The organism is Streptomyces alboflavus (assembly GCF_000716675.1).
Taxonomy (GTDB): Bacteria; Actinomycetota; Actinomycetes; order Streptomycetales; family Streptomycetaceae; genus Streptomyces; species Streptomyces alboflavus.
Window position 1 is genome coordinate 1 of record NZ_JNXT01000041.1, and the last position, 18,853, is coordinate 18,853.

The 18,853-nt window shown below is 72.2% G+C and carries 15 protein-coding genes and 1 pseudogene; 2 read left to right on the forward strand and 14 right to left on the reverse strand.

Going from position 1 to position 18,853, the window contains the following annotated elements; translation table 11 throughout:
* Nucleotides 1-241: 241 nt before the first annotated feature.
* From OO63_RS44955 to OO63_RS43930, 12 genes and pseudogenes are all read right to left on the reverse strand, one after another.
* A complete protein-coding gene (locus tag OO63_RS44955; protein WP_030362053.1) occupies nucleotides 242-1,231 on the reverse strand; it encodes an alpha/beta hydrolase in 990 nt (329 codons plus the stop codon).
* 231 nt (nucleotides 1,232-1,462) lie between these two features.
* Entirely contained in the window at nucleotides 1,463-2,767 is a 1,305-nt protein-coding gene (gene kynU, locus OO63_RS27560; RefSeq protein ID WP_078619391.1) for a kynureninase, read from the reverse strand.
* A complete protein-coding gene (locus OO63_RS27565) occupies nucleotides 2,760-3,644 on the reverse strand; it encodes a tryptophan 2,3-dioxygenase family protein (RefSeq protein WP_234311373.1) in 885 nt (294 codons plus the stop codon). Before OO63_RS27565 ends, kynU begins: the two co-directional genes overlap by 8 nt.
* A gap of 178 nt (nucleotides 3,645-3,822) precedes the next feature.
* Entirely contained in the window at nucleotides 3,823-4,236 is a 414-nt protein-coding gene (locus OO63_RS46090) for a DUF3151 domain-containing protein (protein WP_030362056.1), read from the reverse strand.
* A 144-nt stretch (nucleotides 4,237-4,380) separates the two neighbouring features.
* Nucleotides 4,381-5,451, reverse strand: a pseudogene (locus OO63_RS27570) (MalY/PatB family protein); the annotation flags it as partial.
* Nucleotides 5,452-5,544: 93 nt separating this feature from the next.
* Complete coding sequence (fbaA, locus tag OO63_RS27575) at nucleotides 5,545-6,567, reverse strand: class II fructose-bisphosphate aldolase (RefSeq protein WP_030362058.1); 1,023 nt, start codon at nucleotides 6,565-6,567, stop codon at nucleotides 5,545-5,547.
* 164 nt (nucleotides 6,568-6,731) lie between these two features.
* Nucleotides 6,732-7,283: an orotate phosphoribosyltransferase gene (pyrE, locus tag OO63_RS27580; RefSeq protein WP_030362059.1), complete on the reverse strand. Its 552-nt coding sequence runs from the start codon at nucleotides 7,281-7,283 to the stop codon at nucleotides 6,732-6,734.
* 74 nt (nucleotides 7,284-7,357) lie between these two features.
* Nucleotides 7,358-8,161 (reverse strand): aldose epimerase family protein, encoded by an 804-nt coding sequence (locus OO63_RS27585; protein ID WP_030362060.1) that lies wholly within the window; start codon nucleotides 8,159-8,161, stop codon nucleotides 7,358-7,360.
* A 612-nt stretch (nucleotides 8,162-8,773) separates the two neighbouring features.
* Nucleotides 8,774-9,649 carry an SRPBCC domain-containing protein gene (locus OO63_RS27590; protein ID WP_030362061.1) on the reverse strand — a complete coding sequence of 292 codons (876 nt, stop codon included), beginning with the start codon at nucleotides 9,647-9,649 and terminating at the stop codon, nucleotides 8,774-8,776.
* A 70-nt stretch (nucleotides 9,650-9,719) separates the two neighbouring features.
* Nucleotides 9,720-11,309: a polyamine aminopropyltransferase gene (locus OO63_RS27595; protein WP_030362062.1), complete on the reverse strand. Its 1,590-nt coding sequence runs from the start codon at nucleotides 11,307-11,309 to the stop codon at nucleotides 9,720-9,722.
* Between the two features lie 195 nt (nucleotides 11,310-11,504).
* Nucleotides 11,505-12,026 (reverse strand): DUF2617 family protein, encoded by a 522-nt coding sequence (locus OO63_RS27600; RefSeq protein ID WP_030362063.1) that lies wholly within the window; start codon nucleotides 12,024-12,026, stop codon nucleotides 11,505-11,507.
* A gap of 491 nt (nucleotides 12,027-12,517) precedes the next feature.
* Entirely contained in the window at nucleotides 12,518-12,790 is a 273-nt protein-coding gene (locus OO63_RS43930; RefSeq protein ID WP_078619397.1) for a hypothetical protein, read from the reverse strand.
* A 182-nt stretch (nucleotides 12,791-12,972) separates the two neighbouring features.
* Here OO63_RS43930 and OO63_RS27605 point away from each other — a divergent pair, with 182 nt between their 5' ends.
* On the forward strand, nucleotides 12,973-14,226 hold the full coding sequence (locus OO63_RS27605; protein ID WP_051811261.1) for a pyridoxal phosphate-dependent aminotransferase: 1,254 nt from the start codon (nucleotides 12,973-12,975) through the stop codon (nucleotides 14,224-14,226).
* A gap of 89 nt (nucleotides 14,227-14,315) precedes the next feature.
* Entirely contained in the window at nucleotides 14,316-15,509 is a 1,194-nt protein-coding gene (locus OO63_RS27610) for a glycosyltransferase family 39 protein (RefSeq protein ID WP_397622141.1), read from the forward strand.
* Nucleotides 15,510-15,530: 21 nt separating this feature from the next.
* On the opposite strand, the gene OO63_RS27615 is transcribed toward OO63_RS27610, so the two are convergent.
* Complete coding sequence (locus OO63_RS27615; RefSeq protein WP_030362066.1) at nucleotides 15,531-16,073, reverse strand: type III secretion system chaperone family protein; 543 nt, start codon at nucleotides 16,071-16,073, stop codon at nucleotides 15,531-15,533.
* 93 nt (nucleotides 16,074-16,166) lie between these two features.
* Nucleotides 16,167-18,794, reverse strand: a complete 2,628-nt coding sequence (gene clpB / locus OO63_RS27620) for an ATP-dependent chaperone ClpB (RefSeq protein WP_051811253.1) — start codon at nucleotides 18,792-18,794, stop codon at nucleotides 16,167-16,169.
* Nucleotides 18,795-18,853 lie beyond the last annotated feature (59 nt).

The window sequence follows — 18,853 nt, forward strand, 5'->3', positions numbered from 1 at the left end:
GCGCTTGAGGACGAGGCGCGAAGCGCCGATACGGGGGCGCCCCCGGCAGGGCTGACGGTGCCCGGCTTTCGGACAGGCCCGGGGCAAGCCCGGGCGGGCGGGCGGGAGAAAGCCCGTCCGGCGCTTGAGGACAAGGCGCGGAGCGCCGATACGGGGGCACCCCCGGCAGGGCTGACGGTGCCGGGCTTTCGGAGAGGCCCGGGGCGAGTTCGGGCGGGTGGGTGGGTGCGAGGGAGGCCGGTCAGAAGGCCAGCTGGGCGATCTCTTCGGCGACGACCGCACACGCATCAGCCGCCGGATCAATCAGAGGAAAATGCCCGACGTCCTCAAGAAGCGTCAAGCCGACCACCTCTCCGGCCTTGGCCGCCGCATCCGCGTACGCCTCGGACACGGCCTGCGGCACGACGATGTCGGTACGCCCCTGCACGACGGCGGTGGCGATCCCGGTCGGCAGCAACACCGCCGGATCAGCCTGCACGAGCCGCTCCTCGAACAGCACCTCGGCACCCCCCGCCTCCGCCTCCGCCCCGGCCCCAGCCGCGGCCCCGGCCCCAGCCCCAGCCGCGGCCCCAGCCCCAGCCCCAGCCCCAGCCCCAGCCCCAGCCACACCCAAGAACTGCCGCACCGCCCCGGAACACACCCCCAGCTCATCGGCCACCCGCAGATCCCCGATGGGCGCCAGCGCCACCACACCCCGCAACGGAGCGGGCCGCGCCAGGTGCCACGGCGAGCTCTCCGGCAGAACATGCCGCGCGGCCGCCCACAGCGCGAGATGCCCCCCGGCCGAGTGCCCGGTCAGCACGACCCGGTGCGGGTCGGCCACGGGCAGGGCCGCCCGGACGAGCCCGGGCAACGCGTCGAGCGCGGCGGCCACGTCGTCGAGGGTGTCGGGCCACCGCCCGGCGACAGGCCCCACACCGCCCTGCGCCGGCACAAGCCCCCCAGAAGCCCCCCGCCGATACTCGACATTCGCCACGGCGAACCCCCGCCGCGCCAGGAAGTCCGCGAACGGTGACACGTGCGCGCGGTCGTACGGAGCCCGCCACGCGCCCCCGTGCAGCACCACGACGAGCGGCGCACCCCGCTCGGCGGCGCCGCGCGGGGCGTAGAAGTCGATGACCTGGTCCGCGTGTGCCCCGTACGCGGCGGTGGCGTCGGGCAGGACCGCGGGATGCGCGAACGCGGAGTCCTGCTCGGCGGCATCGCGGGCCACGGCGGCGTCGTCCGGCATACGGCAACCCTCTCAAACTCGGCCACTGGCCGCCCCTCGACCACCGGCAGCAACTGTCCGGCGGCCGACGGGCGTTCGTACCATGATCCAGATTTGCCGGACGGTATCAGGATCCGGCCGGAAGACGTGCCGCAGGGCCCACCGCACCGCCCCATCCAGCGACCCCGGAGCGCTCTCCCCGGCCACGGGGAGCCCTCGGGGGCCGCGGGACGCCACGGTGGGCACCCCCGGCTACACCGCCACCCCGGGCGCCTCCGCCAGCGTCTGCGCGAGGACCCACGCGGCCCGCTCCGCGTCCGCGAACGACACGTACAGCGGCGTGAAGCCGAAACGCAGCACGTCCGGCTCCCGGAAGTCACCGACCACGCCCCGCTCGACGAGCCGCTTCATGACCTCGGCGGCGTCCGGGCAGCGCAGCGCGATCTGGCTGCCCCGCTCGGCGTGCGCAGCGGGCGTGACCGACTCGACGCGGCCCGCGGGGACGTACGCGGCGACGCACTCCAGAAAGAAGTCCGTCAGGGCGAGGGACTTGGCGCGCACGGCCGCCATCGACACGCCGTCCCAGACGTCGAGCGCGGCGTCGAAGGCGAGCAGCGACAGGATGTCGGGGGTGCCGACGCGACCGCGTGCGGCACCGGGAGCGGGCTCGTACGCGGACCGCATCCCGAAGGGCTCGACGTGCGAGTTCCAGCCGGGCAGCGGCGAGTCGAAGTGCGGCTGGTGCTCCCGGCGCACGTACAGGTACGCGGGCGAACCGGGGCCGCCGTTCAGGTACTTGTAGGTGCAGCCGACGGCCAGGTCCACGCCCTGCTCGTCGAGTCCGATGGGCAGCGCGCCCGCCGTGTGGCACAGGTCCCACACGGCGAGGGCGCCCACCGCGTGCACGGCGGCGGTCAGTCCGGGCAGGTCGTGCAGGCGCCCCGACTGGTAGTCGGCGTGGTTGAGCAGGACGGCCGCGGTACGCGGACCGAGCACGCCGGGGACGTCCGCCGGGGCCACCGGGATCAGTCGGCAGCCGGTGAGGCGGGCGGCGGACGCGGCGATGTACCCGTCCGTGGGGAAGGCCGTGGCGTCGACGACGAGTTCGTCACGCCCCGCGTCCGGGGAGGCCCCGTCCCCGTCCCGCTGACGGACGATGCGCACGGCCGCCACGAGCGCCTTGAAGATGTTGACGCTCGTCGAGTCGGCGACGACGACCTGGCCGGGGGCGGCGCCGATCAGCGGGGCGAGCCGGTCGCCGATCCGCTCCGGCGCGGTCCACCAGCCGCTCTCCTCCCAGGAGCGGATGCGCAGTCGGCCCCACTCGCGGGTGATGACGTCGACGACGCGGGCCTCGACGCCCCGGGACAGCGCGCCCAGCGAGTTCCCGTCGAGATAGACGCTCTCGTCGAGCACGAACTCCGCGCGCTTGTGGGCGAGTTCGTCCTTTTCGTCCAGGGCTGCGGCGGCGTCGCCGAGCCGCGCCCGCAGGGCCTCCAGAGCCACCTCGCCCGCTTCCGACACCGCTGCCGTCTCCGACCTCTCTGACTCAGACATGGCTGCGCGCCGTCCACAGCTCGGGGAACACGTTCTTCGTGGCTCGTTTCTCCAGCCAGGCCACCCCGGCGGAGCCACCCGTGCCGGTCTTGGAGCCCATGGCGCGGCGGGTGGCGACCAGATGGTCGTTGCGCCATCGCCAGACCAGCTCGCCGACGTCCGTCAACGCCTCGCCGAGCCGGACCAGTTCGGCGCCCTCGTCCCCGGCGTACAGGGCCGTCCAGACGGCCTCGACCTCGGGCGAGGGGTCGTACCTGCGGGAGATGTCACGGTCGAGGACCGCGGCCGGTACCGCGTGCCCGCGCCGGGCGAGGAGCCGAAGGACCTCGTCGTACAGGCCCGGTTCCTGCAGCGCCTTCTCCAGCTCCGCGTGCACGCGCGGGGCGCCGCGGTGCGGCACCAGCATGGACGCGGACTTCTCGCCGAGCAGGAACTCCATGCGCCGGTACATCGCCGACTGGAATCCGGAGCCCTCCCCGAGCGCCCCCCGGTAGGAGTTGAACTGGGCCGGGGTGAGCTGCCCGAGCGGCTTCCACGAGTGGTTCAGGGCCTCCAGCTCCCGCACCGACCGCTTCAGGGCGGCGATGGCCACCGGCACGTCGTCCTCGCGCAGAGCGCGCGCGGCGGTCTCCCACTCGTGGACGATGACGGTGAACCACAGCTCCATCACCTGCGTGGTGACGAGGAAGACCATCTCGCCGGGGTCGTCGGACCGCGGATGCTGAAGGTGGGTGAGGACGTCCGCCTGGACGTAGTCCTCGTAAGGGGTGGTGCCTGCGAAGTCGAGGTTCGGGCCGTCCGGGCTCTCGCCGTCCGCCACCGCGGACTGCGGGCCGGGCTCGTGCGCCGCGTGCGCCGCGTGCTCCTCGTGGGACATCGCTGTCTCCTGATACGTACTCCAGGTAGCGGTCCGCCCCTGCCGGTACCGGCACGGGGGCCCCGGTCCCTGCTCGCATCCTCCGCAACATCCCGGAAAACGGCAAGACCTGCCTGGTCACACCGGGTGTCCAGGCAGGTCGTGCGCGGCCCGCGGGTGCGGTGGCCCGGCGGGGCCGCTAGCCAAGCGTGTCCGCCGCCGTCGCCGAGGAGTCGCGCAGGAACGTCGAGCAGCGCTCGTACTCCTCCTGCTCGCCGATCGAGCCCGCGGCGCGGGCCAGGGCGTGCAGGGCGCGCAGGAAGCCACGGTTCGGCTCGTGCTCCCACGGGACCGGGCCGTGGCCCTTCCAGCCGCTGCGGCGCAAGGAGTCAAGACCGCGGTGGTATCCCGTACGTGCGTACGCGTACGACTCGACGACTCGGCCTGCCTCGTACGCCTCGTCGGCGAGGCGGGCCCAGGCGAGGGACGACGTCGGGTACTTCGCCGCCACCTCCGTGGCCGGGGTGCCGGCCGCGAGCAGCTCGCGGGGCTCCGGGTCGTCGGGCAGGTGGGTCGGGGGCGGTCCCCCGAGCAGGTTCTCGTGAATGGCCATGGGACAAGTCTGCGGCATGCCGGACCCTGCCGGGGGCTCCCCGACCCCGCCCCTTCCCGAAACTGGGGCTCCGCCCCAGACCCCGCTCCTCAAACGCCGGAGGGGCTGAATAATCACGCCGGTGCGGCAAGGTTCCAGCCCGCCCCCCGGCGCCCCATACGTAACCCCCGGCATGACGGCGACCCCCTCCCGCTCGACCAGAATCCGCTGAAGGGCATCGTCGTCGACACCCCCCAGCACCGGCCGCAGATCGATCCACGCCAGATACCCGGCCTGGGGCGGGCACCAGCCGAGACCGGGGAAGGCCGCGTCGAGGCGCTCCTGGACAAGGCGCAGATTCCCGTGTGTATAGGCACGCACGGCATCCAGCCAGTCCGCCCCCTCCCGGTACGCGGCGATGTGCGCGGTGAGCGAAAGCACGGCAGGCGAGGCAAGCCCTTCCCCCGTGTTCATCCGCTCGACGAACTCCGCATGGTCGTCCGGATCCCCGACGATTCCGTAACTCCCGCTCAGGGCAGGGAAGTTGAAGGCCTTCGTGCCGGAGGTGACGAGGGCCCACCGCCCCCGCGCGTACCGGGTCCACGGCAGGTGGGTGAACCCGTCGTGGGTGAGGTCGGCGTGGATCTCGTCGCTGATGACGGCGACCCCGTGCCGCTCGCACAGCGCGGCCGTCGCGGCGAGTTCGGCATCGGTCCACACCCGCCCGGTCGGGTTGTGCGGCGAGCAGAGCAGCAGCACACGGCTGTCGGGCCGCGCCAACTCGGCCTCCAGCAAAGCCAGTTCGGGGTCCACGACAGGGACGCCGCGCAGTTCGCGGCCAAGGCCCGTGACCGCCTTCCGGAAACCGTCGTACGTGGGGGTGTGCACCACCACCCCGTCCCCGGGCTCCGTCCACATCCGCAGGAGCTGGGATATCTGGTTGAGCACGGACGGGGCGTACACCAGGGAGCCGGGGTCGACGTCGGTGTCGTGGCGCTGCTTGAACCAGTCGCGGATCGCGCCCCGGAAGTCGTCGTTGCGCCAGTCCGTGTAGCCGAAGACGCCGTGCGCGATCCGCCGCTGGAGCGCGTCGAGGACGGGCGGCGCGCAGGCGAAGTCCATGTCGGAGATGGTGAAGGGGAGCAGGTCGGGGACGGGGAACCGATCGGCGATGCCGTCCCACTGGACGCACCAGGTGCCGTACCGGTCGACGGGGGTGTCGAAGTCGTACGTCATGGCCACAGCTGTGTTCCCTTCCGGACATGCGTCGGGCCCGGCACCCACGGGGAGCGCCGGGCCCGACGGACAGACGTGCGGGCGGACAGCGGACTACTTGAGCTTCGTGCCGCTGGAGCGCAGGTTCGCGCAGGCCTCGGTGACCCGCTTGGCCATGCCCGCCTCGGCGGACTTGCCCCAGGTGCGCGGGTCGTAGGTCTTCTTCGAGCCGACCTCGCCGTCGACCTTCAGGACGCCGTCGTAGTTCTTGAACATGTGGTCGGCGACGGGACGCGTGAAGGCGTACTGCGTGTCCGTGTCGAGGTTCATCTTCACGACGCCGTTCTCCAGCGCCGTCGCGATCTCCTCGGCCGTGGAGCCGGAGCCGCCGTGGAACACGAAGTCGAAGGGGGACTGCTTGCCGTACTTGGCGCCGACACCCTCCTGGAGGTCCTTCAGGAGCTCGGGGCGGAGCACGACGTTGCCCGGCTTGTAGACGCCGTGGACGTTGCCGAAGGAGGCGGCGAGCAGGTAGCGGCCCTTCTCGCCCAGGCCCAGGGCCTCGGCGGTGCGGATCGCGTCGTCGACCGTGGTGTACAGCTCGTCGTTGATCTCGTGGGTGACGCCGTCCTCCTCGCCGCCGGTCGGGGTGATCTCGACCTCAAGGATGATCTTCGCGGCACGGGCGATCTCGAGCAGTTCCTGGCCGATGGCCAGGTTGTCGGCGAGGGTCTCGGCCGAGCCGTCCCACATGTGGGACTGGAAGAGGGGGTTCTGACCGGCCTTGACGCGCTCGGCGGAGACCGCGAGGAGCGGGCGGACGTAGCCGTCGAGCTTGTCCTTCGGGCAGTGGTCGGTGTGCAGCGCGACCGTGATGTCGTACTTCGCCGCGACGATGTGCGCGAACTCGGCGAGGGCCACCGCGCCCGTCACCATGTCCTTGCTGTACTGGCCGCCCAGGAACTCCGCGCCACCCGTGGAGATCTGGATGATGCCGTCGCTCTCCGCCTCCGCGAAGCCGCGCAGCGCAGCGTGCAGGGTCTGCGAGGACGTCACGTTGATGGCCGGGTAGGCGAACTTGCCTGCCTTCGCCCGGTCGAGCATCTCGTTGTAGACCTCGGGGGTTGCGATGGGCATGTGTCCGCTCCTTGTGATGTGCGGGGTGAGTGCTGCTCTGTTGCTGTGTCCCTGACCTGGGGTACCTGGATGACCGGTGGGACCGGTGGTACCGGGGGCGACGCCGTCGTCGCCCCCATCTTTCCAGACTCGCCGGATTGCTCCAGCTGTACGTCATGTACCGATCAGTCGAGGCCCAGCTCGTCCTTCGAGTACGCGAAGAGGTACGGGACCCCCGCGCCCTCGGTGATCTTCTCGGCGGCGCCGGTGGCGCGGTCCACGATCGTCGCCACGCCCACGACCTCGGCCCCGGCCGCGCGGACGGCCTCCACGGCGGTCAGCGGGGAGCCGCCGGTGGTGGAGGTGTCCTCGACCACGAGCACCCGGCGGCCCTTGATGTCGGGGCCCTCGACCTGGCGCTGCAGGCCGTGCGCCTTGGCGGCCTTGCGGACCACGAACGCGTCGATCCGCTTCCCGCGGGCCGCGGCGGCGTGCAGCATCGAGGCGGCGACGGGGTCGGCGCCCATGGTGAGCCCGCCCACGGCGTCGAACTCCAGGTCCGCCGTCAGGTCGAGCAGGACCTGCCCGACCAGGGGGGCGGCCTCGCCGTCGAGGGTGATGCGGCGCAGGTCGACGTAGTAGTCGGCCTCGATGCCCGAGGAGAGCGTCACCTTGCCGTGCACGACGGCCTTGTCCTTGATCTGCTGCAGCAGGTCGCCGCGTACGTCGTTCGTCATGGCTACGAGCTTAAAGGCGCCGCGGACGTCACAGGCGCCGCCAGGTCCAGGTCACGGTCGCCGCCAGGTCCGCGTCACAGGCGCCGCCAGGTCCAGGTGGTCGACGTCTCCAGGGGCTCCAGCGGGGTGACGAGGCGCGGTGCCGTGTTGAGCCCGTTCGGCGGGCCCGTCTGCGGCTCCACGCACACCGCTTCCGCGGGCTCGTCGTACACCACGACCCACTGCTCCCTGCTCGCCACCTTCAGCTCCAGGCGGCCCGGCCAGGTCAGGGTCACGTCGACGCCGTCGGGCATCCCGAAGCAGTCGTCCCAGGGGCCGGGGGTCGGGTCGATCCTCGTCCCCGTGGGGAGGTGGTCGTCGCCGCGCAGCTCCTGCCAGGCGGCGTCGAACTCCAACCGGACGCCCTCGGCGTCGGCGGGGTCGCCCGCCAGGTGGCGGTTGAACCACGGGTGCCAGCCCGCCTGCGCCGGGAACGAGTCCTCGTACGTCTCGATCGCCATCCGCAGCGTCAGGGCGTCCTCGGTCAGCTCCACGATCTGCGTGACCCGGCCCGGGTAGGGCCAGGGGTCCGTCAGGTCGTACGTGAACACGGCCTCGCGGTCGGTCACCCGGGCCGTCTTCCACGCGGCGTCGCGGGCCGTGCCGTGGATGGCGTGCGGCGGGGAATTCACCGGCAGCTGATGCAGGACGTCCCCGTTCCTGAACCTGCCCTCCCTCGTCCGCCCGCACCACGGCACCATCGGGAAGCTGCCGTACCGCTCCCCCTGCCGCAGCAGCTCGACCCCGTCGACCCGCAGACTCCCGACCCGGCACCCGTCCCCCGGCCGCACGGCCACATCCGCGCCACCCGCACCCAACCTGATCTCATCGCTACTCACCCCCCGACCTTACGACCCACTCCCCGACGGGGCCTTCCCCAATCCCACCCTTCCCCGAAACCGGGGCTCAGCCCCCGACCCCGGGGGTGGGTCTCCCCTCCGGGCAGAACAGCTCCCCCCCCCGATCGGCGCTCCGCACCTCGTCCTCAAACGCCGGACAGGCTTTCCCCCACCCACCCGCCCCCACCATTGCTTCGCCCGAGGCAGATCGCACTGCCTGCCCAGCGCACCTTCAGCCCCCCGGGCACCTATCAGCCGACACCTATCAGCCCGCCCCGGCCCTATCCAGCCCGTCCAGCACTTGAGGACAAGGCGCGAAGCGCCGAAACAGGGGCACCCCCGGCAGCGCTGAGAGTGCCGGGCTTTCGGACAAGCCCGGGGCAAGCCCGGGCGGGCGGGCGGGAGAAAGCCCGTCCGGCACTTGAGGACAAGGCGCGAAGCGCCGAAACAGGGGGGCACCCCGGCACGGCTGAAGGTGCCGGGCTTTCGGACAAGCCCGGGGCAAGTCAGGGCGGGCGGGTGGGAGAGAGCCCGTCCGGCGCTTGAGGACAAGGCGCGAAGCGCCAAGACGGGGGTGCCCCCGGCCCAGCCGCTCCAGGCGCCCCGCCAGATTCAGCGGCGCCGCCGCAACACCCGCCCCACCACAATCGCCGAAGCCAACACCACAGCCGCAGCAGGCGCAGCCCACCGCAACGTGGCGACCCCGCCGGCCATCGCCTCGGGCACCGGCACAGGCGCGTACCTCCCCCGGGGCGGAGCGTGATCGACCTCCTCCGCACTGCGCCCGATCATCGTCCGCCGAGCATGCGCGGCCTCGGCCGCGGCCCCGCCCCCGACCTCCAACGGCCGGTCGAGGTCATCGGCCAACGGATCCAACGACGGCGGCGGCACCTCGGCCTCGTAGATCCCCCCGACCCCCTTGGCGGAGCCGTCGGAGGCATCACCGACGTCGGAACCGTCGACGACATCGGCGGCATCGACGACATCGGCGTCGGCGACATCGGCGACGTCGTCGACGCCCCCCGCCCCCGGGCCACCCCCCTCCACAGAAACCGCAGCGGCCAACCCCTCTCCGAACCGCCCCAGCAACCTCCGCACAGCAGCCTCCACAGCCTGTGGAGAACTCCCGGCGATCTCGGCGATGCGCCCGTCCCCGGACCCCGTCCCGGAGAAGGCGACGCTGGTGCCGCCCTCCGCACCGGGAGCGAGCCGCAGGACGAGGGAGAACTTCACGGAGCCGTCGCCGCGCACCTCGGTGCCCTCGCCGTCGAGGGAGTAGGAACCCCCGCTCCGGGGGGCGAGCCGCAGGGCACCGCGGTAGGTGATCGTGTGCCCACCGACCCGCACCCGCAGCCGCCCGGACAGGGGCGGCGACTCCGCGTCGGCATCACGCTGCAACCCCGGCACAGCGCCGGCGACCCGCTCGGGGTCGGCCAGCGCTTCGCGGAGCGGCTCTTCCGGGACCGGTACGAACACCTCATGCTCCATGACAGTCGAGCGTACCCACGCCCACCGCGTGATGTACGCCTCTTGCCCGCGCCGAGGGCCGGACGACCCGTCAGTCGGCGTACCGCGGATGCACGAGGGTGGAGGGCGGCATGGGCTCCCGAGGGGCGGGGCGGACGCGCTGGGCGGCGCGCGCACCGGACCGCAGGATGGCGGAGTCCGCGGCGGCGACCAGGCTTTCGTGGCCGCGGGCGGCGAGGACGAAGCCCCAGTCGCGGGGGTGCGCGGAGCCGTCGGCGGTGCGGTCGGGTCCGGCGGCGAAGCCGGAGTGACGGCCCGTCACGCGGTAGGGGGTGGTGGCGAGGCCCGCGGCGCGCAGGGTGGCGTCGACGGTCCAGTAGGCGTGGGCGCGGGTGACGACGGGCCCGGCGTGCACGGCGAGGCGGCCGCCGTCGGTGAGGGCGCGGGCGACGAGGCCGTAGAACTCCTGGGAGTACAGCTTGGTGCTCGCGGTGATGCCGGGGTCGGGCAGGTCGGCGACGACGACGTCGTAGGGGAGGCGGCGGGCGTGCGGCCCGCGCAGCCAGTGGAAGGCGTCGGCGTGCACGACCCGCACGCGCGGGTCGCGGTAGACGTGGCCGTTGAGTTCGCTGAGCGCGGGATCGCTGCGGGCGAGCCGCACGACACCGGGGTCGATCTCGACGACGTCGACGCGGCGCACCCCGGAGTGGCGCAGGACCTGGCGGGCGGCGAGCCCGTCGCCGCCGCCGAGGACGAGGACGCGGGCGTGCGGCCCGCCGCGCATGGCGGGCTGGACGAGCGCCTGGTGGTAGCGGTGTTCGTCGCGGCCGCTGACGCGGAGCCTGCCGTCGAGGAAGAGGTCGAGGGATTCGCGGCGGCCGCCGGTGAGGACGACTTCCTGGACGCCGGTCTGGACGGCGACGCGGATGTCGGAGCCGTAGACGGCGCGGCGGGCGGCGCGCTCGAAGTCGTCGACGAGGACGGCGGCGGAGGCGAGCACGGCGAGGACGGTGACGTTGGTGGCGAGGAGTATCCAGCGCCCGCGCCCGCTGAGGTCGCGGCCGAACAGGCCGAAGACGAGGGCCCCGCCCGCGAGGACGTTGACGGCGCCGGTGAGCAGCGCCCCGGTGAGCTGTCCGAACCAGGGCAGGAGCAGGAAGGGGAAGGCGAGTCCGCCGACGAGCGCGCCGACGTAGTCCGCGGCGAACAGGTCGGCGACCGCGCCGCCCGCGTCCTGCCGCCGCACGCGCTGGATGAGGACCATCAGGAGGGGCACTTCCGCGCCGATGAGGACGCCGATGGCGAGCGAGAACGCCACGAAGAGGTAGCGCGAGCCGCCGGCCCACACCTCGCCGCGGTCCCCGGCCCAGGCGAAGGCCGCGTACAGCGTCATGGCGCTGCAGCCGCCGACGAGGGCGAGCGCGGCCTCGATGAGTCCGAATCCGGCGGCGGCCCGGCAGCGCAGCCGCTTGGCGAGCAGCGAGCCGATGCCCATCGCGAACACCATCACGGACAGGACGACGGAGGCCTGGGTGACGGAGTCGCCGATCAAGTACGAGGCGAGGGCGACGAGTTCGAGTTCGTACACGAGTCCGCAGGCGGCACAGATGAACACGCCCGCGAGGACGAGGAACCGGCCTGTCCGGGGCGTGACGGGCAGACGCTCGGGCGGCTCGATCACGCTGCGAACGCTACGTCACCGAACGCTTACACCAAGTCCCCCACAAGGGTGGAGGTGCCCGGGTAGACGTGTAGGACGCGTAAAGGGCCGCAGGGCGTGTGCGGGTGACACCGGTGCCGCGCCCGCGCACACGGGTCCGCCCTCACCCCGGCCGTCCCGCCCGTCACCGGGCGCCCGCCGGGGAGTTGCGGCACGTCACAGCGGTGCGGGCATCCGCACGCCGACGCGGGTCCTGGTCGCCACCAGCTGTCCGTCCTGCGGATAGGCGTGCCAGGTGCGCCACATGACCGATCCTTCGTGACGCTGGGCGAGCATCGCGGTGAAGGCGTGCGGGATGCCGGGGAAGACTCCGGCGAGGCCGTGCGGGTGCTCGGTGACCAGGGCCAGCAACTCCTGGGCGCGGCCCGCGAACTGACCCCGTGACAGGGTTTCGACGCAGGCCGCGAACTCGTACTCCCACTCGCCCACCCGCTTGGACACGCCGAGCGGCAGCGGGGTGCTGCTGCCGGGGATGCAGGCCACCGTCTCGGAGCAGCTGCCGCCGCGCTCCTCCTCCAGGAGCACTTGGTGGGACGCCCCGAGGAGCCTCAACTGCACGGTGGCGCCGGACAGTTCGAGGTCGAGCGTGGCCAGGGCGGGCAACGGCTCGCGACCGAGGGCCCAGGCCAGGTCCCCGGCGCGCGTGTCGGTATAGACAGTCTTCAGGGTCGTGAGCATGGGTCGGCTCCGCTAAGCACGCAATGGAGGTGGGGGGCCGGCGCACCCGGTCGGACACCGGGTGGTCGGAATGCCGGCTCGTGCCCACGGAGAAGTCCCGATCGTTGATTGAACTGAGAACGTCCGAGGGCGGTGTGACGGTTAAGAGGGAATCATGAACTGCGACACTGCCACAGCGTTTTTACCCAACTTCGTAGGGTTTCCATCCCCTAGAGGGCCGAACAGTTCATCTGTTCACGTTTCTGCAAACTCAGACGATCCAGAAGCATCCCGGTACGGTCGCCAATAGCCCCATTTCGCCCCTGCCATCCCGCGACACCTCCCTGCGCAGCACTTTCTCCGTGCGAGCCGTCAACTTCCGTCCCCCGCACCGGGCGACAGCAAGACATCTGCCCGTCAAGGCCGTCGGCACACGCTCCCGACAACGACGAAGCGCCCGCCGGGAGTTGACTCCCGCCGGACGCTTCACCCAGTGGACCAGCTGCCCCGTGTCAGCTGCCTCCGCCGCATCCACCCCCGCCACCGCCGCCGCAGGAAGAGCCGCCGCCGCAGGACGAGGAGCCACCACCGCAGGACGAGCCACCGCCGCAGGAGGTGGCCCCGCTGTGGTTGCCGCTGCTCGAACTGCCGGACGCCCACCAGCTGCCGCTGCCGGCCCCGGACGCCGTACGCCGTCCGCGGCTGCCGCGCACCCGGGCGGCACCGATCGTCAGCCCCGCGATCATCAGCACCACAAGCCCAAGGAAGAGGACGACAAGAATCATGTCCCTCACTCACCTTTCCGTTCCCCCGATGCACCGGACGCCTCGTGTTCCCCCGGGATCACAAAGGCTCCGGCGCCCTGCGGTCGTTGTCCCGCGTCGTTGCGTGACAAGGGGATGCCCCCGGCCATTCGCGGCCAAAGCAGAGTTGAGGAACTCCAGAGGTTCGGCGCAGGATGGCGGCCATGACGTCCTCTCCTTCCGGTCCCGGCACCACCGGCACCACCGGCGCCCCGGGCTCCTCGGCGAGCGGCCGCCCGCTGCTCAACCGCCGCCTGGCCGAATTCGGCACGACGATCTTCGCCGAGATGTCCGCCCTCGCCGTGCGGACGGGGGCGATCAACCTGGGTCAGGGCTTCCCCGACACGGACGGCCCCGATGAGGTCCGGGAGGCGGCGGTGCGGGCGCTGCGCGACGGGCGCGGCAACCAGTACCCGCCGGGCCCGGGCGTCCCCGAGCTGCGCGCGGCCGTAGCGGAGCACCAGGCGCGGGTCTACGGCCTGTCCTACGACCCCGACCGGGAGGTCCTGGTCACGGCGGGCGCCACCGAGGCCATCGCGGCCTCGCTGCTGGCCCTGGTCGAGCCGGGCGACGAGGTCATCGCCCTGGAGCCGTACTACGACTCGTACGCCGCCTCGATCGCGCTCGCGGGCGGCACCCGGGTGCCCGTCACGCTGCGCCCCCGGGACGGCCGCTTCGTCCTCGACCTGGACGAGCTGCGCGACGCCGTCACCCCGCGCACCCGCCTCCTTCTCCTCAACACCCCGCACAACCCGACGGGCACCGTCCTGACCCGCGAGGAGCTGGCCGCGATCGCGGAGCTCGCCGTCGAGCGGGACCTGCTCGTGGTCACCGACGAGGTCTACGAACACCTGGTCTTCACCGACGAGACGACGCCCGCGCACCTCCCCCTCGCGTCCTTCCCCGGCATGCGCGAGCGGACCGTCACCATCGGCTCGGCGGGCAAGACGTTCTCCTTCACCGGCTGGAAGGTCGGCTGGGTGACGTCCACGCCGGAGCTGGTCACGGCGGTGCGCTCGGCCAAGCAGTATCTGACGTTCGTGGCCTCGGGCCCCTTCCAGTACGCCGTCGCGGAGGCCCTCGCGCTGCCCGAGTCGTACTTCACGGGCATCCGCGAGGACCTGCGCGCCAAGCGGGACCTGCTCTCGGCGGGCCTGACGGCGGCGGGCTTCGAGGTCTACCGCCCGCAGGGCACGTACTTCATCACCACCGACATCCGCCCCCTCGGCGAGGACCGTTCGCACGGCGGCGACGGCTTCGCGTTCTGCCGCGCCCTGCCCGAGCGCGCCGGTGTCGTCGCCATCCCGAACGCCGTCTTCTACGACCACCGCGAGGCGGGCGCGCCCTTCGTGCGGTTCGCGTTCTGCAAGCGCGCGGAAGTCCTCGCGGACGCGGTGGAGCGGCTCAAGGCGCTGTAGTACGACGGCGGGCGCGGCCGGGCGACGGCACCCACCCACACGGACCCACCCGGCTCGCGCCCGCCGCCACGACCCCGGAGGGTTCGGGTGTGACCCACCCGAGCCCCACCGTCCCGGCCCCGCTCACCAAACCGCCCCGCACCCGCTGTCTGGCCCTGGAGCCCAAGGGCCCGACGGCGGTGCGCGCCCTCGGCGTCTTCGCCGCCGCCCGCCTCACCGGGCTGCTCGCGGTGACGGCCGTGGCGCACGCCACCGGCCAGGACACCTTCCGGCTGCTCGGCCGCTCCTGGGACTCCCGCTGGTACACCGGCATCGCCGCCCACGGCTACGGCCGCACCCTGTACTTCGAGCCCCCCGTCGTCCAGAGCGACCTGGCGTTCTTCCCGCTGTACCCGGGCCTGATCCGCGCGGTCACCACCGTCACACCGCTGTCCCACGGGGCGGCCGGACTGCTCGTCTCCTGGCTCGCCGCAGGCGCCGCCGCACTCGGCATCTACGTCATCGCGACCCGCCTGTACGACCGCCGCACCGCGACCGTCCTCGTGCTCCTGTGGGGTCTCATGCCCCACTCCGTCATCCTGTCGATGGCGTACACCGAGCCGGTCCTCACCGCGCTGGCCGCCTGGTCCCTGTACGCGCTGCTCACCGGGCGCTGGCTGTGGGCGGGCACGCTCGCGGCGCTCGCGGGCCTGGCCCGGCCGAACGGCTTCGCGGTGGCGGCCGCGGTCCTGGTCGCCGCGGTCTGCGAGATCGTCCGGCGGCGCGGACGCGGAGTTCCCCACAGGCTGTGGACGGGCGCGCTGCTCGCCCCGCTCGGCTGGGGGGCGTACGTCCTGTGGGTCGGGGCCCGGAAGGGCGATGTGCTCGGCGGCTACTTCGCGGTGCAGCGCGGCTGGGGCTCGCGCTTCGACTTCGGCGCGGGCTCGCTCGCCTTCGTCAAGCACCTGCTGCTCGACGGCGACAAGCTGGTCTTCTCCATGACCCTGGTGATCGTCGCGGTGGCCGTGCTCCTGTACGCGCTCCTGGTGGCCGAGCGGGCGCCGCTGCCGCTGCTCGTCTACACCGGCGTGCTGCTCCTGATCACGGTCGGCGGCTCCGGCTTCTTCGAGTCCAAGCCGCGCTTCCTGCTGCCCGCCTTCCCGCTGCTCATCCCGCTCGCGTGCGCGCTCCTGCGGACGGCGAGAGCCCGGCCGCGGGCCGCCTACCTGGTGGTGGGCGCCTTGGCCGGGCTCTCGGTGGCGTACGGGACGTATCTGGTGACGATCGCCCGCATGCCCTTGTAGTCACCGCGGTGCGGCGGGCCCTCAGGCCTCGTCGTCGCCGGGCTTCTCCTCGCCGTCGGCGGAGTCGACGGCCTGCTCCAGGCCCAGCTGCTCGACGAGCCAGCGGTCGAACTCGATCGCGGCGCGCACCCAGCTGACGGTCGACGACACGAAGTGCTCCAGGGAGACACCCGTGCCGATCAGCATCTGGGCCTCGCCGATGAGGCGGACCGTGCCGTCGTCGTGGGTGTGGCTGTAGACCTTGGGCCACAGCGTGCGGCGGTTCCAGTCGTCGATGGACTCGAGGAGCTGGAGCTTCTCCTCGATGCCGTGCGGCCGGTCGTAGAACGTCCGCACCGAGAAGACCGCCTGGTCGTCCTCGCCACGGAACATGAAGTACGTACGGAACTCCTCCCACGGCGCCGCGAGGTCTCCCTCGTCGTCGACGACGTACTTGAGTTCCATCTGGTCCAGGAGCTGCTTGACCAGGTCCTGGTCAGGGACGACGGGGCCCGCCGGTCCTGCGCCCTGCTGCGGTTCGGGCTGGCCCCCGAAATTCGGAATCGAGGACGGGTCGATGGTCACCGTGTATTTCCCTTCGTACGGATTGAGCCATCCTCTCCCATGCCGGGCGGGGGCTCGCAACCCCCGCCCGTCTTTGTGACCGGTTACGGCGCCTTACAGCGACTTCCCCGCCGCCTCCGGGGCCGTCCCGGCCGCCGCGGGACCCACGATGAGCCCGTCCCCGAAGACGTCCACGCGGACCGTGTCCCCGTCCTTGACCTCGCCCGCGAGGATCTCCTTGGCGAGCCGGTCGCCGATGGTGGTCTGGATCAGGCGGCGCAGCGGCCGGGCGCCGTACGCCGGGTCGTTGCCCTCGTCCGCGAGCCAGGCGAGCGCCGCGGGCGTGACGTCGAGCGTGAGCCGCCGGTCGGCGAGGCGCTTGGCGAGCCGGGCGATCTGCAGCTCGGCGATGTGCGCCAGCTCGTCCTTGCCGAGCGCGGAGAACACCACGAGGTCGTCGAGCCGGTTCAGGAACTCGGGCTTGAACGAGGCCCGCACCACTTCCAGAACCTGCTGCTTCTTCTCCTCCTCGCTGGTCAGAGGCTCCACCAGATACTGACTGCCGAGGTTGGAGGTGAGGATCAGGATGGTGTTGCGGAAGTCCACCGTCCGCCCCTGCCCGTCGGTCAGTCGCCCGTCGTCGAGGACCTGGAGCAGCACGTCGAAGACCTCCGGGTGCGCCTTCTCGACCTCGTCGAGCAGCACCACCGAGTACGGGCGCCTGCGCACGGCCTCGGTGAGCTGGCCGCCCTCCTCGTACCCGACGTAGCCGGGCGGGGCGCCGACGAGCCTCGCCACGCTGTGCTTCTCGCCGTACTCGCTCATGTCGATGCGGACCATGGCCCGCTCGTCGTCGAAGAGGAAGTCGGCGAGGGCCTTGGCCAGCTCGGTCTTGCCGACGCCGGTCGGGCCGAGGAACAGGAACGAGCCGGTGGGGCGGTCGGGGTCGGCGATCCCGGCGCGGGTGCGGCGCACGGCGTCGGAGACGGCCTGGACGGCCTCGGTCTGGCCGATGAGGCGCTTGCCGAGCTCGCCCTCCATGCGCAGCAGCTTCTGCGTCTCGCCCTCCAGGAGGCGGCCGGCGGGGATGCCGGTCCAGGCGGCCACGACGTCGGCGATGTCGTCGGGACCGACCTCCTCCTTGACCATGGTGTCGGCCTCGGCGGCCTTCTCCTCCTCGGCCTCCGACGCGGCCTCCAGGTCCCGCTCCAGGTCGGGGATCTCGCCGTACAGGAGCTTCGACGCGGTGTCGAAGTCGCCGTCGCGCTGGGCGCGCTCGGCCTGCCCGCGCAGCTCGTCGAGCTTCTCCTTCAGCTCGCCGACGCGGTTGAGGGACTGCTTCTCCTTCTCCCAGCGCGCGGTGAGCCCGCGCAGCTCCTCCTCCTTGTCGGCGAGGTCGCGCCGCAGCTTCTCAAGGCGCTGCTTACTCGCCGGATCCGTCTCCTTGCTGAGCGCCAGCTCCTCCATCCGCAGCCGGTCGACGGCGCGCTGCAGCTCGTCGATCTCGACGGGCGAGGAGTCGATCTCCATCCGCAGCCGCGACGCGGCCTCGTCGACGAGGTCGATGGCCTTGTCGGGGAGGAACCGCGAGGTGATGTACCGGTCGGAGAGGGTGGCGGCGGCGACGAGCGCGCTGTCGGCGATCTGCACCTTGTGGTGGGCCTCGTACCGCCCCTTGAGCCCACGCAGGATGGCGATCGAATCCTCGACGGACGGCTCGGCGACCAAGACCTGCTGGAAGCGGCGCTCCAGGGCGGGGTCCTTCTCGATCCGCTCGCGGTACTCGTCGAGGGTGGTGGCGCCGACCATCCGCAGCTCACCGCGGGCGAGCATGGGCTTGAGCATGTTGCCCGCGTCCATGGCGGAGTCCCCGCCGGCGCCCGCACCCACCACGGTGTGCAGCTCATCGATGAACGTGATGATCTGCCCGTCGCTCTCCTTGATCTCGGAGAGCACGGTCTTCAGGCGCTCCTCGAACTCGCCCCGGTACTTGGCCCCGGCGACCATGGCCCCCAGATCGAGCGACACGAGCCGCTTGTTCTTCAGCGACTCCGGCACGTCGCCCTTCACGATGCGCTGCGCGAGCCCCTCCACGACGGCGGTCTTGCCGACGCCGGGCTCGCCGATGAGCACGGGATTGTTCTTGGTACGCCGCGACAGGACCTGGACGACCCGCCGGATCTCCTGGTCCCGCCCGATGACCGGGTCGAGCTTGCCCTCGCGGGCGGCGGCGGTGAAGTCCGTGCCGAACTTCTCCAGGGCCTTGTACTGCCCCTCGGGGTCAGGGGTGGTCACGCGACGCCCTCCACGGCTCGTCTCGAAGGCGTCGAGCAGCTTCTTCGCGCTCGCGCCGTTCTGGTTCAGGACCTCACCGGCGGCGCCGCCCTTTGCGGCGAGGCCGATGAGCAGATGTTCGGTGGAGAGGTAATCGTCGCCCAGCTCCTTGGCGCGCTGCGCCGCGTCGGCGACGACGGCGAGCAGCTCGCGGTCGGGCCCCGGCGGGGAGACCGTCGACCCGGTGACGCTGGGCAGCCCCGCGAGGACGCGCTCGGCCCCGGCGCGCACGGCCGCCTGGTCGGCGTCGACCGCGGCGAGCAGGTCGGTGATGTTCTCGTTGTCCTGCCCCTCCAGCAACGCGAGCAGCAGATGCGCGGGGGTCAGGTCGGGGTTGCCACCGGACACGGCCCGGCTGGTGGCCGCGTTGATCGCGTCCCGGCTCCGGTTGGTCAGCTCGGCGTCCACGTGCGGGTTCTCCTCCTGGGTCGCGGTCGGTCGGGGCTCACGGCCCCATGCTGACTTAG

What these genes read in the sequence shown, in the direction of transcription:
- OO63_RS44955 (WP_030362053.1), bottom strand. Translation starts at nt 1,231, where the DNA reads ATGCCGGACGACGCCGCCGTGGCCCGCGATGCCGCCGAGCAGGACTCC.
- kynU (WP_078619391.1), bottom strand. Translation starts at nt 2,767, where the DNA reads ATGTCTGAGTCAGAGAGGTCGGAGACGGCAGCGGTGTCGGAAGCGGGC.
- OO63_RS27565 (WP_234311373.1), bottom strand. Translation starts at nt 3,644, where the DNA reads ATGTCCCACGAGGAGCACGCGGCGCACGCGGCGCACGAGCCCGGCCCG.
- OO63_RS46090 (WP_030362056.1), bottom strand. Translation starts at nt 4,236, where the DNA reads ATGGCCATTCACGAGAACCTGCTCGGGGGACCGCCCCCGACCCACCTG.
- fbaA (WP_030362058.1), bottom strand. Translation starts at nt 6,567, where the DNA reads ATGCCCATCGCAACCCCCGAGGTCTACAACGAGATGCTCGACCGGGCG.
- pyrE (WP_030362059.1), bottom strand. Translation starts at nt 7,283, where the DNA reads ATGACGAACGACGTACGCGGCGACCTGCTGCAGCAGATCAAGGACAAG.
- OO63_RS27590 (WP_030362061.1), bottom strand. Translation starts at nt 9,649, where the DNA reads ATGGAGCATGAGGTGTTCGTACCGGTCCCGGAAGAGCCGCTCCGCGAA.
- OO63_RS27600 (WP_030362063.1), bottom strand. Translation starts at nt 12,026, where the DNA reads ATGCTCACGACCCTGAAGACTGTCTATACCGACACGCGCGCCGGGGAC.
- OO63_RS43930 (WP_078619397.1), bottom strand. Translation starts at nt 12,790, where the DNA reads ATGATTCTTGTCGTCCTCTTCCTTGGGCTTGTGGTGCTGATGATCGCG.
- OO63_RS27605 (WP_051811261.1), top strand. Translation starts at nt 12,973, where the DNA reads ATGACGTCCTCTCCTTCCGGTCCCGGCACCACCGGCACCACCGGCGCC.